Source organism: Nonomuraea sp. NPDC001699 (genome assembly GCF_053596455.1).
Window position 1 is genome coordinate 639,666 of sequence record NZ_JBSFGF010000003.1, and the last position, 13,887, is coordinate 653,552.

Below are 13,887 nucleotides of genomic sequence, written 5' to 3' on the forward strand. Positions count from 1 at the left end.
CCGGGCTCCAGTGGTCAGTCTTGCTGCTGTTCGAGCCGGCCTTGGCCGAAGGCGAACCAGGTGGCGTATCCGGTGGCGCCGGCTCCGGAGAGGGTGACGGCGACCACGGCGCCCTTGCTGATGGGCAGGACGGTGCTGTTCCTGCTGCCGGGCACCGCCTGCAGGACCACGATGGGGTTGGCGACACTTTCGGCGGGAGTGATTTTGATGCGCATCTCAGCGGTTTGGCTGCCGGCGCCGATGGCGAACGTCAGGAGGCCGTCGGTGGGCGCCTTCTTGTAGGAGACCGTGTGCGGCTGGGTTTCGGCGTACATGTCTAGGCATTTGACGGGGGGTTGCAGGAGCTTCACCGTGCCGTTGGCGCTCAGGTTGCCGGCGGTGATGTCGCCGTCGACGACGACGACCACGGTGAGCGCGGTGTCGGTGACGCCGCCCTTCTTGGCGATGAGCTGGAAGACGGTGGTGATGGAGAGCGCCTTGGTGGCGCAGCTCCAGTTGCCGTGGCCGTCGAAGACCGGCTGGAGTTCCTGGGGGGCCGGCGAGCCGTGGTCGGCCGTGCCGGTCTGCAGGGTGTAGACGGCGTCGGCGGGGCCGCCCCAGTGCAGGGTGACGTTGTCGAGGCGTTTGACGTTGCCGCAGCTCGGGTGGAAGTTGACGATCAGTTGCTCGCCGCCGAAGAAGAGCTGGTGGGTGATCGTGACCGGTTCGGGCCGGGCGCTCTCAGGCGCCTGGCCGGTGGGGGCCGGTGCGCTCAGCTCGGCGGTGGTGACCAGCGGCCGCATACCGGGGGTGGTGGCCGGTGAGGTGAGGCCGGTGAGGACGATCTCCTGCCGGTCGCCCGGCCCCAGGGAGAGCTGGCCTGCTGCCGGGGTGAGGCGCAGGGTCGAGCCGGTCCGCTCGACGGTCCAGCCGGCGGTGGAGGTGGCGACGGCGTCACCGAACAGCGACGGGCCATCGTCGCCGTCGGGCAGGAGCAGGGTCAGGCCGTGGCACAGCACGTCGTGGCGGGCGGCGGTGATGACGACCTTGAGCTCCCCGGCGCCGTCGGCGGCGGAGGCGCTCAGGCCGCGCGGGTAGACGTCGATCGCGCAGGCCTGGGACGGCGGTGCGGCGGTGGCGGGGCCGGCCGGTGCTGTCATTGGTGGGTTCCGCTCTGGTAGGTGAGGTAGCCGGCGTGGGCGTCGGGCGTCCCGAGCTCCAGGCGGGGATCGCTGTCGGTCGTGGTGAGCGCGTGGTGGATCCACGGGCCGGCCGGGGTGGTGACGGACGGGCGGGCGTGCTCGGCCCAGCCCCACTGCCCCGGAGCGGCCGGGCACGGCAGGTCGAGTACGGGCAGCGCGGCCGCGGCGCCCGCCGGTTGCGGAGCGGGCGGGATGAGCCGGGCGAGCGCCGGGCCGAGCGGGACGGCCAGATCCAGGCGGTCAAGGACGTCGGCGACGGCGGCGGGGGGCAGGCGGAAGTCGATCACGGGGTGGATGCCGGTGTGGGCGTGCACGGCGGTGAACGGGTCCATCAGCAGGGTGACGTAGGCGGCGGCGTCCGCGTCGACGGTCGGCCCGGCCGGGCGGGCGGCCACGGTGAGGCCGGCGCCGGTGCCGATGGCGGCCAGGTACGACGAGGACGTGGTGGCGGGCACGTGCACGGCGTGCAGGCGGCTGTAGTCGGCGGCGCCGGCCGGGTGCGAGCCGCTCGACGGCGCGGTGTAGTAGCCGATCAGGCCGTCGGCCAGGTCGGCGGCGAACCCGAGCCGCACCGGCCAGCGGCGCGTCTGGTGGTCGGGGTCGCCGGGCTTGTCCGGCTGGGCGGGGTCGATGCGGGGCGGGCCGTCGAGTTCGAGGGTGACGCGGGCGCGGACCAGGGCCAGGGGGCGGCCCGCGGCCAGGGCGGCGCCGACGCGGTTGCCGGTGGCGGGATTGGCGCCGCCGATGTTCAGGAGCGCGGCGTCGATGGCGGCGGCCAGATCGGCCAGGGCGCCCGCCTTGCCGGTGGCCTTGGTGGTGCCCGCGGCGATGGCGTCGGCGTCGGCGTCGACCAGGGCGTGCAGGAAGCCGGCCAGACCCGGGAAGGCGCCGGTGAACGACGTCTCCCACAGCCGTGCCGGGGTGGCGAGGGTGGAGCCGGGCAGGGCCTGCCAGGTGACGGCGCGGCGATCGGCTTCCGCGGTGTTCTTCGGGTCGTGGTCGGGGCCGATGCGGCGGATTTCGCCCAGCGGTTCGCCGTGCGGGCCGTACACGCCCAGTCGCCAGCGTGGCTGCCCGGCGGGGTTGCCGCGCATGATCAGCCAGCCGCAGACCGGCGTGTCGTCGCGCAGGAGGGGGTCGGCGAGGGTGTCGACGACGCGGTCGCGGGTGGCCGGGTCCATGGCGGTCGCGGGCTCGGAGGTGGTGGCGGTGCAGGACAGCGGGGCCATGGTGAGCCGGATCGGTTGCGGCAGGCGTGGCGGCAGTTCCGCGTAGCGGTAGGTGAATTTGTCGGTGACGGTGCACGTGGGGGTCATGTCACGGGAGCGGACAGGCTGGTAGGACAGGTTGTTCGGCTTGTCGCCGGTGTCGCGGACGACCTCGGCGGCCCGTCCGAAGGTGTCCATGACCACCAGGCGGTCCAGGGCGAAGTGCGCCGCCTGGACGGTCTGGAAGAACGGCAGCGTGGGGTCGGGCACTTCGGCGGCGTGGCGCCGGAGTCCCAGGGACTCGGGTGGTTCGGCCAGGGTGACGCCGGGGCGGCGGCGGATCAGCAGGGCAGACAGGCCGGTGACGGTCTGACAGGCCAGGTCCCACTTGGCGGTCTCGCCGCGCAGGCTGGCGAAGGCGGCCGAGTCGGCGGGCAGAGTGCGCTGGTAGGCGTCGACCTGGCGGGCCAGGGTGGCGGCCGGCACGTCGCTGAGCAGCGATCGGCCCTTGAGGACGTACGGCTCGATCTTCTTGAGCGCCTCCTGGATGGCGTCGTCGGTGCGCAGGTGGCGGCCGGAGCCGTCGAAGGTCCAGCAGGACTCGGCGCTCCCGTCGGGCATGTGGTAGGGCAGTGGGTAGCATTTGGCCAGCCACTGCACCATCAGCGGCGTCCATGGCTGCCGCCAGTGCCCTGTGAGGGCAGGCAGCGCGCCCGGCGCCTTCACCACGAGGCGAGAGTCGGTGGCGAGCGGGGTGTCGCCGCTGGTGAGCAGGCATGCGGCGGCGTGCAGGACGTAGAGTTCGGCGGCCAGTCTGCCCGGCAGCGGTGCCAGTTCCTTGGGCAGGGTGGCGAGCACCGAGGCCCACTGGGCGGGCACGGGCGGTTCGGCGGGTGCCGTGATCGGCTGTTCGGTGCCGAGTTTCACCGTCACGGAGCTGATCAGCTGGTCGGGGGTGCGGCAGGGCACGTCACGGCTGGTGTCGCCGGCGGTGCCGGCGCCGCGGACCAGAATGACGGGGTCGGCTGCCCGGTTGAAGGGCGGGCGCGGCACGCTCTTGAGTGACCAGTCCTTGGGCAGGACCTTGACCGCCTCGTCCTTGGCCTTGTCGCGGCCGGCCAGGGCGTCCTTCAGCCGCTTGGCGAGGTCGGCGAGTTGTTGTGCGGCGGCGGTCAGCTCCTTGTCGACCTGGTGCTGCTTGCCGGTCTGTGACAGCCACCACAGCTCGTAGACGGTCCGCTGCTGCGCGACGGCCGCCAGCGCGGCCTGGTCGCAGGTGTTCTGGGCTTGGTTGAGCGTGGCGAGCGCGCCGCGGGTGGCCTTCGCCGGTTCGGTCTGGTGGCCGTCGCCCGGCCCGTGCGCCCGCCACTGCATGCCGCCCGGGGTGGGCTGGAACCACAGGCGGTGCGTGAGCGAGTCCAGCAGCTCGCGGACCCCCGCGTCGGTGGCGGCCCGCTCCAGCGTGTCCAGGTGGCCGATCTGGAAGGCGTGGAGCAGGTCGGCGGCCGCGGCAGGATTGAAGCCCTGGTTCTGGTCGAGATTGTCCAGCTTGGCGGGCATGTTCTGTTCGAGCAGCGCGGCGGTCGCGTCAGCGGCGTCGTGCCCGACAGCGATCTTCACCGCCCCTGGATCGACCGGATACCCCGGGGCCACCGGCGCCGGGCGTTTGGTGTCGGGGTCCCAGTCCACGGCCAGCACGGTCCCGGCATAGAGCGAGCGCGTCAGCGTCCCTGTGTCGCCGCCGGCCAGCCGCCAGCCGAACACCTCAAGGGCGGTGCCGGAGTGCCGCTCGGCCTGCGGGGTGCCGAAGAAGCCGAGCACCGCGTCGATCTCGGCGGGGTGGAGCACGTCGTGCTCGCTGCCGGCGTGCCAGCCCACCACCAGGTAGCTCAGCCGTCCCGCGGCCAGCGAGGCCGGCTTGGCTCCCTTGACGCCGGTGGCGGCCAGGGGGTCGTGCAGGGAGAAGACGTCCCGGCAGTAGGGCTGGAAGGCGGCGAAGTTCGGCAGCCCGGGGCCGAGCGCGGTCATCGGCCAGTCGAATCCGTGCTGGGCGGGCGGAGTGGACTCGCTCTCCTTCCAGGCGGTGGTGGCCAGGTCGATGTGGCGGCCCATCCACAGTTTCGGCCCGACGGGGGAGGTGGCCTCTTCGTCGTCGTCGGACAGGTAGTCGCTGTGCACCAGCCAGCCGGCGGCGTCCGGATCGGCGGTGACGGCCCGGTCGCGGGGGTGGTGGTAGCGCAGGACCAGCCAGCGGTTGGGCACCTTGGGGAAGCGGATGCGCCCGCCCGTGTCGGCCGCGATGCGGCCGTGCCCCAGCGCGCGGGGCAGGTGCCAGTGCAGGTGCATGCCCCCCTGCTTGTCGAACTTGAAGGCGGGCTGGATCAACGGCACAGGCTCGGGATCGGTGAAGTCGCCCTTGAAGTCCAGCGGGGCCTGGTAGAAGGGGTCCTGGGCGACCGCGTAGTTGACCATCAACGCGTCGACCCGGATCGGCACGATCACCACAGTCGCATCGGTCATGGCCGGATCTCCTTCATTTCTTCGCCGGGATGAAGGTGAGCTGACCGGCGCCGTTGAGCAGTTGCAGGGCCAGCGACGCGGGGGTCAGGGTGTGCTGCAACGGCTTGCCGTCCTCGGTCTTCTGCTCGGCGAGCTTGGCGCTCACCCGGGCCGTGAGGCAGTCGGATCCGCCGCTGGTGACGCGCAGCACCTCGTTGCCCGGTCCCTTCATGCACCCGGCGAGGGACACCAGGGCGTTGGCGATCCCGTCCCCCTGGGCGTAGAAGGCGCCGTCCTTCGTCCGGAAGGGGGTCGGGGCGCGCAGGCCCAGCTCGCCGCCGTCCTTGAGGGTGTCGATGCCGACGCTCACCCCGTGCGGCGGCTCGCGCAGGATGATCTGATCCGGGATGTGGCTGAACAGCAGCTGCAGGACGTCCGGCAGAGGGTGGGAGGCGTGCAGATGGAAGTCCGCGCTCGGAAGGGTGGCGGGCCGGCTGACCTCGACGCTCAGTTTCGGCCAGTCGCGGATCAATGCCGAGCGCACCAGGCAGCCCGCCATGTACGGCGTGCTCGCTCCCCCGGTCAGCTGGTGGTCCAGGGAGGTGATCGCGCCGACGGAACGCGCACCGGCGCCCAGCGCCTCGATCCACTGCCGGTCGACGAAGAAGAACCGTACGCTCTCGGGCGGCAGCATCTCCTGGTGGGCGATCAGATGCCCGAACGGCACCTGCCCCAGCCACCCGTCGGGCCGGGTGAACACCTGCACCAGCTCCCGGTCGTGACCGGCCGTCGCCTGCTCCACGACCGCCCGCGCGAACGCGGCCACCGGATCGCCGTCGCCCTCGCGCACGCCGCCGTCACCGCCGTTCATGTGCGCGACCACGGCGGCGAGCCCGCGGCGGCCGCCGGTGGCGATGCCGTCCCCGGCGGTACGGGGAACATCCAGGTCGTGGTGCTGCCCGCCGCCGGAGTTCAGTCGGGCCGTGATCCCGGTCGCCAGGCCGTGCTGGAGCAGCTTGTCCAGCCTCTGGCGTCCGGTGGAGCCGTTCTCCAGGGGCGGGGTGACCAGCCAGTGCGCGGACCGGGCGGTGTCGGCTCCGGTGTCCATGAGCCAGCCGCGCAACCTGGACAGCACCTTCTCACGTTGCGCGCCGAGGGTCTTCAGCAGCTGCGGGTGGGCGAGCGCGACCAGCTGTCCCAGGGTGTAGGCGCAGGCGTAGCTGACGTCGAAGACGCCCTGCCCGGCCTGGTAGATCAGGGCGGCGTCGGCCGAGGCGAACGGCTGGACGCCGGCGGGCAGCGGTGCGGCGGGCCGGGGGGTGAACGGCCCCCGGTACCAGGCCGGAGTCTGCTCCCCGCTGGGCAGCCGGTAGAGGACCGGTACGTAGCCGTCCCGCAGGCGACCGCCGACCTGGGCCTTGGCCGACGCGGTGGTGGTGGCGCCGCTGTCGTGGCTCGGATACACCCGCAGCAGGTCGTCCTTCTGCGCGGCCAGGTTCTGGGCCAACCCGGCGAAGTCGTGCCCCGGGCCGCCGGGGTCGGAGTTCAGCGTCCACGACCACAGCACCACCAGCCGTACGAACTCGGTGCCGGCGGGCACCTTGTCCTTGCCGCCGCAGAAGGCGTAGCCGGTGAGCCCTTCCAGCGATACAAGGGCGACGGTGTAGCGGGACTTGGTCCGCGGGAAACGGTTGGCCACCAGGACGCTGTGCGCGCCGGGTTCGAGCCCGACCGTCTGCTCCCCCGCGGTGACCTCGCGCACGTACGCGAGCCAGCGCAGCTCGTCGACAGACGGCATCACCTGTTTGAGCGCGTCCAGCCGGACGTCCAGTGTGCGGCACGGCGCGGCGCGCTCGTCGTCGGCGATGTTCAGCGTGGGGAACACGGTCTTGTCGGGGCGGGGCGCGCCGGCGGCCAGCGTGCCGGCGGTACGGGCGCTGACCGCGTCGCCGCTCGCGGGGTCGGCGACCACTTCGGCGTCGGCGAGCAGCAGCAGCGCCAGCCACGGAACGTCCGGCTTGTTGTGCAGGTCCCTGGCCCAGGGCAGCATCCGGCTGGTCGCCACGAGGTGCGGCAGCGTGGTGGCGAAGTCGCCGGACGCGCCCGGCGGGGGATGCACCGCGACGATCTCCGCGGGGTCCAGGGCGAATCTGGGCGCGTCCACCCGCACCGTGCACTCGCCCGCGGGCACATCGGCGACATGTCCCGTCTTGCTGTCATTGATCGACTGGGTGAAGGCGATCGTGTAGGTACCGCCCTCCACCGCTGGCACATAGTTGCTGACGAGGCTGACCTGCGCCTCTTTGGGCGTGGTCATACCAGCACCTCCGGGCGTGCGGTGACGATCGTCGGCGGCTCCTCGTGCGGCGTCCACTGTGGCGGGCCCGCGGACATCAGCGGGTCGGCGTCCAGGTACGACCACGCCCGGCTTCCGTACTCGCCGAGCGCGTCCACCGGCGGCGTGGCCTGATCACCCGGGCGCAGTCCCAGACGCGCCAGCTCGTCGCAGAGCGCCACCCGTTGGGCGGCGGTTGTCTTCAGCCCCTGGCACGCTTCCTGGCGGGCCTTTCCGACGGTGATCACCTGCTGGTCGGAGGTCACCTCGCCCAGCGGCAGCACGCCCACGTTGTCGCCCTCGTGCTCCAGCCGGCTCTTGGGCATGGGGCCCAGCACGTCCCCCGCCCGGGGAGCGGGAACGGTGAGCGTCGCGCCCATCAACCGGTCGGGAAGCAGCTCTTGCCCTGGCCGCACCGGCTCATCGGCCGACTTCAGCGGCTCGCCCCACACACTGACCGGGACGTTCTGACGGACCGGTTCCAGCCGCCAGGCGGAGACGTCCACCAATGAGGTTGTCGTGGTCCCCAACGGCGTGTGGGAGATCGACAGCGTGGCGTCGGAGGCCGCCTGGGAGACGTTCATCGGCCGGATCGAGATCGGGCCGGCCCCTTGCAGCGCCAGCGGCTTGGCGCCGGACGGCGCTTTCGTGCCGATCGCCGAACACGGGACGGGTGATCGGGCGATCACGGCGAACCCGTGCGCGCTCACCCTCGGCACCGCCGCCTTGTCAGGCGGTTTGCCATCGGTGGCGCTCTGCTCCCGCAGCATCCCGTCGACGGGCACGACCTGCAGCTTCTGGTTGCCGAGAGTCCGTTCGTGGAAAGCGGGCCAGTCGAGGTAGCTGGGCTTGGACGGCTTGTCAGCGCCGAAGTGGATGGTGATGTCGGGAACGACCGGCAGCTCCAGTGTGGCCGTGCCGCCCGTGGGCGGCCCCCACACCGTCAGCGACACGTGCAGGTTCAGATCGGGAACGATGGCCACATGCACGACCACGCGGACGCTGATCCCGATGTCGACCAGGAAGTAGAACGGATCCCACTGGATCAGCGCGTTCACGTGCGCTTCCAACGACGCTTCGACCAGGTCGCTGGTGAAGGCCACCTTCAGGTGCCCGCCCACCATCAGCATGCGGGGCGTCACCGCCGCGTAGCAGCCGCCGTTGATGCTGAGCGAGTCGTTCACCTGCCAGTCGAAGCCGATCGGATCCACCTTGGGGTAGTGCTCCGGCACGGCGTAGCCGGGCAGGTAGCCGCCCATCGTGATCACGAAGTCGCCGGCGTGCGGCGACGGCTCCACCCAGGTGGCCACCGCGAACCCGCCCATCAGCCGGCAGCCCGGATCGATCAGGTACGACTCGCTCGGCGCGAGAGCGCCTCTGACCGACAGCTCCCCGGTCGATTTGCGGTAGATCGCGCGCAAGCCGAGCGTCGCCTTGACGTAGGCGGTGCCCTTGAGCGGGAACTGCGCGCGGGCCACCCCCAGCACCACGACCGTCAGATCATCGGGGGCCACCGCCACCCCCACGACCACGTTGGCCTTGACCAGCTCGAAAACGGTGAACTCCAGCCCGGCCGCCAGCCAGATCTCCCCTTGCGCGGGGGTGATCAACGTGCCCAGCTTCTCCAGCGTCTTGGCCGGACCGTCGGCCACCGAGATCACCCCTGAATCGGCGAGCCCGGCGACCAGCGGGAACGTCGCCACCTGTTCGGGAGCATCCGGGATCGCCAGGTGGGAGTTGTAGCCGAACCCGCCCAGGACCCCGGTGATCTCCACCGGGCCTACCGGGATGCGCAGCCCGGCCACCTCTCCGATCACGAACACCGAGGTCGCCCCCGACTGCAACTCGGCGTACATCCCCGCCGCCGCGAACGTGATCTGCGGTGTCTTGATCACCACCAGCCCGCCGATGTACAGCCGCGTCAGCCCTGACTTGTCCTCCATGCGGACCAGGGCGCCGGCGATGGTCACCGGGTCGGCCCGCCAGGCCAGGCCCAGCCCGTCCAGCGTCCCCTCGACCTTGTAGGAGCCCTGCAACTCCACCGCCAACCCGAGGCCCACCGCGTCGAACACCAGGCCGCCCAGCTTCACCGACGCGTCGGCCATCAGCCGCAGACGCTTGCCGCCGAACGCCACCCCCAGCCGGCGCAGCCGAAGCGGCCCCACCTCCGTGTTCACCTCGACCCACCCCGTGGCCGCGACGTCCGCACCGCCCGTCGGCCCGTCGCCGGCCATCAGCGCCGGCGTCCGCTTGCCGCCCTTCGTCGCCCGCGACCGCTTCTTCTTGTCCTTCGTGCCGTCCAGCGACGCCCACACCCCTCGGGCCGCGCCGCCCAGCTCCACCTCGACCCCGGCGGCGACCTTGCCCGTCAACGCCTGCTCGGTGGGAGCCGGAAAACTCCCGGCCTCTCCGGGCACCAGCGCCAGCAGCCCCTGAACGTCGCCGGCCGCGATCTTGCCGGTGTGCGCGCACAGCCCCAGCGCCCGAACCTTCGCCAAGTTCTCCGGAATCCGCGGCCCGAACACCGGCATCTCATGCAGACCCGCCTGCACCTGCACGCCCGCCACCACCAGCGTGGCCCGCTTGCCGCCGCTTTTGGGGACCGCGCTGGCCAGCCCCACCGTCCACGCCCGCCCGGCCACTTCCCCGCCCAGCCGCATCCCCAGCTCTACCGGCCCCTTGCCCGACGGGATCCGGATCAGCAGGCTCGCCTGGGTCAGCGCCGGGACGATCTCCTCAGGCAGCGGTCCCTCCCCTGGCTTCGGCACGATCAGCCTTCCTCGACGCCGGTCAGAAACTGCGCAGCCCCCTGTTGCCGGGTGAACGTGTGCCCGCCTGCGGACGTCGTCCCGATCGTGTAGGCGGTCTCGGTGAATCCGTTCTCGGCCTTGGAGTACAGCCGGGTGATCCGGATCCCGGACCCGCTGGACTCGCCCTCGGGCGTGTCGAAACCGCGGAAGGCCGCCTGCACCTCGCCTTGCCCCTGCGGCAGATCGAGCGGACCGGCGGCTTTGCCCTCGTCCAACTTCCACACCCAGTACGCCGGCTTGCCGGCTGAGGTCCCGAACAGCAGCACGTGGTCGGGGTGCTCGGTCTCGCACGCCCCTGACACGGTCGCCAGCTCCGACTGCTGCAAGACGTTCTCCGTGCGTCGCGGCTCGACGTTCCGCTCCGGATGCCACGACACCCGTGTCAGGTTCCCGGCCGAGCCCACGAGGCCGTGCACCTCGAACGAGCCGGCCGGCTTCATGTAGCAGTCGAGCGGGGCCGGCCCGAGCTTCCCCTCGAGGTGCGGCCACAGTGTCGGATACGGCACCGCGGCCGCGTCCGCTGTTTGGCACTGGCCGTCCCGATCCGGGTAGTTGGTGCGCGACTGTCCGCTCTTCGGATCCTGGAAAACACACCGCACCATCGCGCCGAAAAACAGGTAAACACGCGGTACCTCGTCTTCGCCGCGAAAAGCGAACACCGCGTCCGGGCACTCGGCCATGTCCTCACCTCCCAGCGGAAATCCGATGCCGTCCTTCCCGCCCGCCGGCCATCATCACCCCTGGAACGTGCAAACAACCGCCATTTCGCAAGGGGCGGTCAATGGGCGAGAGGCGGTGTCAACCGGACGAGGACAGGGAACGTGCCTCATCTGGAAGGCAACACCTACTCTGGACAGCATCGAATCCCCAGCCGCGCCGACATATCAGGGGCGACGGTCCCGCTGGGGCATGCCACGTCTTGACCGCACTTACAATCTTGGCCGGCGACAGGTCATGAGCATCGCACCCCAGGACGCCAAGAGCTCCTCCTAACCCGACGTGAGCGGAGACATCCGCCTACAGAATCGAGGAAAGCGCCGTGGACGGGCACGCAGACATCCAGTTCAAGAGCGGCGCGAAAATACCGCTGGACATCGTCACCCAGGACTCAGGCTTCATCCAGCAGCGGGGTGAGGGGGCCGCTGTCAAACTGTCCGACCTGCTGGACTGGGTGGCGAAGAACTGTGGAGGACATGCGCTGCCCGAGGACCTGCTCGCGCAGACCATAGACCAACTTGACGTCATCATCGAGGTGACCCAGAAGTCCACGTCGTACGATTTCATGGCCGTACAAAACGCCGAGATGAGCGAACTGCCCCTCGCTCTCAGATCCGTCAAAATCATGTACGTGACCAACCCGGAGCTGTTCGTGCTACGCGCCACTGTGTATGTGAAAGTTGAAACAGGGGGAACCGGCCACAAACTCGAATTCATCGGCCAATTGCAACAGAGCGCGTCAGGCTGGCAGCTCGAAGCAGATTGGGAGGCCGACGGCGGCCATGGCGGAATCAGCTTGACGGACTTGGCCAAGGCGTTCGGCGTGACGTAGGAGCGGCAGCGCGCTGTGCGACCTGTGGCCGACCGCCTGACGCCAACGCCGGATGACGCGGGACAGAGCCCGCCTGACACGAGATCTCTGCGGGAGGTCCTCGGTTGTGTGGAAGTGCTGAGAACGGACGAAAGCCGGGGAGATTTGTGAGAAGAAGGAATGTGGCCGCGGCCCTCGTGGTGGCCGGCCTGCTGGGATCGTCCGCATGGGCCCTGACGGCCGCTTTCACCATGCCCCCTCGCGGATCCATCCCTGTATCAGCAGTCTTGCCGCACTGGCCCGTGGCGACGACCACGGACGGTGCCTGGCAATTCACGACCGACACGGGCCAAAACGTTGAGGTGCGCAAGGATTCCCTGGCCGCGGGCAGCCAGGCGGAGGTGCACCGAGGTTGGATCAAGTCGACCAAGACCGCGGTGGCCGTGAAAATCTTCAACGACCCCGATGAACAGAAGAAGGAAGCCGACAAAATGGTCGCCATGGGCGAGTACAAGGCGGTCATCCACTACATCGACAAGGGGACATCGCCCGCCGGAAGGAAATTCGTGATATACGAGCTGGCCCGCGAGTCCCTTCGAGATGCGTTGCAGAACGAGATTCAACAGCCGCTGGCAGAACGAGTCGGCTGGGCACGCGACATTTTGGCGGCCACACAATTTATTCGACTCAATCTTGTCAGACACGGGGATTTCATCGCCCCTAATGTGCTCCTCGTACGCGAACGCATTGGAAAAGAGCAGGGATGCACTCGTGCCAAGCTCGCCGACTTCGGAAAATGGAAAAAGCTGGAGACCGACGACGTTGTCGACGTGGAGGCGGCCATCGCGCTGAGCGTCAGCGTCATCGCTAAAAAGGAGTACGCTCCCGACCGGCTTTTCAGCGACGACGCGCTAAGAGGCGTGGTGGAGAAGCAGATCGACGAGGCGTTCAAAGGCCACGCCAAGACGGGTGATGCATTCAAGCAATTCATCAGGGACTACCGGCAGCCGCCCGCCTCGAACACGACTGACGACATGTGGCACAACGATACCGTCATGGTCGAGAGATTCAACGAACTGGCTGGCGACCTGCTTGCGCAAAAGGGAGTGTGCCCCGCCCCCTAGTCCAGGCGGCCACGAACATGTCGAGCTCACCATCATGGCCCTGGCCAGCAAACTGGGCGACTGGATGGGTTTGGGCATGTGTGCTGCGCGGCGCTCCTGGCCGGAGCCAGGAGCAGGTCCATCCGGTCTGGCGCATCGGTCTGCCCCCGGCGAGCCGCTGATGAGGTCGTCGAGTGCCGTGGTGTTCCCCTGGCCACGGTCGGTGATGTGCACCTGGCTGCCTCGTCTGAACCCGAGTGCCCCACTCTCGTACACCCACGTGGGTAAATGTCTTCGACTGCGGCTTCGTCCACGCCGGCGTGCCGATCCACTACGTCCTAAGCCGGGCTGGGCGGGAGCAGAGCCGGTCACACTGCGCACCCTGCAGTGAGATGACGATGGCGCGCGATCAAGAGTCTTCTCAGGGCCAACGGCTGTCCGCCTGTTCCTCGACCCCGGGGTCGTCACGGAGGTCGGCGCATCCAGCGGGCGAAGTCCTGGCCGGTGAGGACGCGAAACTCCCGGCTCACGCCCGTGGCGTCCCCCTCGCCGGCACGACGCAGCACTTCCACGATGACGCCGATGATGGCTCTCGCGTGCAGGGGCAGGCGCTGTGCGGCGTCGAAGGCTTCGAACAAGGGAGCGGTCGCCTCCCGGAAACGCGCGTCGTCGACCAGGACCTGGCCCAGAGTGGTGAGGCTCTCGACAAAGTGGTGCAGGTAGGCGGCGACTGGCGGCGACCAGCTCCCGGTAGAGGGCGACGGCTTCCTGGCTGAGCCGTACCGCCTCGGCGCGCCGCCCCAGGGCGGACAGCAGGGACGCGTGGTTGCTGAGCGCGGCGGCCAGTCGGGGGAGGTGGGCGGCGCGCTCGAGCGCCGTCAGCTCGCGGGTGAGGCCGACGGCCTCCTCGCTGAGCGGCACCGCTTCGTACCGCCGCCCCGCCCCTGACAGCAGCACCGAGTGATTGATCAGCGAGGCGACCAGGTCGGGCAGGAAGGCGGCCGGGACGAGCGCCACCAGCTCCCGGCGCAGGCGCACGGCCTCCGCGCTGACGGGCGCCGCGTCGTCCCGCCGCCCCAGCTGGGCCAGCAGGAGCGCGTGGTTGCTGAGCGCGGTGGCCAGCTCGCGGGTGAGGCCGACGGCCTCCTGGCTGACCGGCATCGCCGCCGCGCAACGCCCCACCTCCAGCAGCAGGGCTGCCTGGTCACCCAGTGAGGCGGCCA

General features: G+C 70.2%; 9 protein-coding genes and 1 pseudogene. 3 read left to right on the top strand and 7 right to left on the bottom strand.

Going from position 1 to position 13,887, the window contains the following annotated elements:
• Positions 1-14 precede the first annotated feature (14 nt).
• The 5 genes from ACWCSU_RS13190 to ACWCSU_RS13210 are packed head-to-tail and all read right to left on the bottom strand — an operon-like array spanning position 15 to position 10,713.
• On the bottom strand, positions 15-1,139 hold the full coding sequence (locus tag ACWCSU_RS13190; RefSeq protein ID WP_449935071.1) for a hypothetical protein: 1,125 nt from the start codon (positions 1,137-1,139) through the stop codon (positions 15-17).
• Entirely contained in the window at positions 1,136-4,909 is a 3,774-nt protein-coding gene (locus tag ACWCSU_RS13195; protein ID WP_449935072.1) for a hypothetical protein, read from the bottom strand. The genes ACWCSU_RS13190 and ACWCSU_RS13195 overlap by 4 nt, the downstream gene beginning before the upstream one ends.
• A 13-nt stretch (positions 4,910-4,922) precedes the next feature.
• On the bottom strand, positions 4,923-7,205 hold the full coding sequence (locus ACWCSU_RS13200) for a hypothetical protein (protein ID WP_449935073.1): 2,283 nt from the start codon (positions 7,203-7,205) through the stop codon (positions 4,923-4,925).
• On the bottom strand, positions 7,202-9,991 hold the full coding sequence (locus tag ACWCSU_RS13205) for a DUF6603 domain-containing protein (protein ID WP_449935074.1): 2,790 nt from the start codon (positions 9,989-9,991) through the stop codon (positions 7,202-7,204). The genes ACWCSU_RS13200 and ACWCSU_RS13205 overlap by 4 nt, the downstream gene beginning before the upstream one ends.
• Positions 9,992-9,993: 2 nt before the next feature.
• Positions 9,994-10,713 (bottom strand): hypothetical protein, encoded by a 720-nt coding sequence (locus ACWCSU_RS13210; RefSeq protein WP_449935075.1) that lies wholly within the window; start codon positions 10,711-10,713, stop codon positions 9,994-9,996.
• A 359-nt stretch (positions 10,714-11,072) separates the two neighbouring features.
• Between ACWCSU_RS13210 and ACWCSU_RS13215 the strand changes: the two genes are divergently transcribed.
• Complete coding sequence (locus tag ACWCSU_RS13215; RefSeq protein ID WP_449935076.1) at positions 11,073-11,582, top strand: hypothetical protein; 510 nt, start codon at positions 11,073-11,075, stop codon at positions 11,580-11,582.
• 161 nt (positions 11,583-11,743) lie between these two features.
• Positions 11,744-12,685 carry a protein kinase gene (locus ACWCSU_RS13220; protein ID WP_449935077.1) on the top strand — a complete coding sequence of 314 codons (942 nt, stop codon included), beginning with the start codon at positions 11,744-11,746 and terminating at the stop codon, positions 12,683-12,685.
• 443 nt (positions 12,686-13,128) lie between these two features.
• Here ACWCSU_RS13220 and ACWCSU_RS13225 read toward each other — a convergent pair whose 3' ends face one another.
• Together ACWCSU_RS13225 and ACWCSU_RS13230 are read right to left on the bottom strand one after the other, a co-directional pair.
• Complete coding sequence (locus ACWCSU_RS13225) at positions 13,129-13,302, bottom strand: hypothetical protein (protein WP_449935107.1); 174 nt, start codon at positions 13,300-13,302, stop codon at positions 13,129-13,131.
• Between the two features lie 112 nt (positions 13,303-13,414).
• Positions 13,415-13,702: pseudogene (locus tag ACWCSU_RS13230) on the bottom strand (tetratricopeptide repeat protein); the annotation flags it as partial.
• Here ACWCSU_RS13230 and ACWCSU_RS13235 point away from each other — a divergent pair.
• Complete coding sequence (locus tag ACWCSU_RS13235; protein ID WP_449935108.1) at positions 13,625-13,879, top strand: hypothetical protein; 255 nt, start codon at positions 13,625-13,627, stop codon at positions 13,877-13,879. The pseudogene ACWCSU_RS13230 and the gene ACWCSU_RS13235 overlap by 78 nt on opposite strands.
• Positions 13,880-13,887: the final 8 nt, after the last annotated feature.

Coding starts and splice junctions, on each gene's coding strand:
- ACWCSU_RS13190 (WP_449935071.1), bottom strand. CDS start 1,139: ATGACAGCACCGGCCGGCCCCGCCACCGCCGCACCGCCGTCCCAGGCC.
- ACWCSU_RS13195 (WP_449935072.1), bottom strand. CDS start 4,909: ATGACCGATGCGACTGTGGTGATCGTGCCGATCCGGGTCGACGCGTTG.
- ACWCSU_RS13200 (WP_449935073.1), bottom strand. CDS start 7,205: ATGACCACGCCCAAAGAGGCGCAGGTCAGCCTCGTCAGCAACTATGTG.
- ACWCSU_RS13210 (WP_449935075.1), bottom strand. CDS start 10,713: ATGGCCGAGTGCCCGGACGCGGTGTTCGCTTTTCGCGGCGAAGACGAG.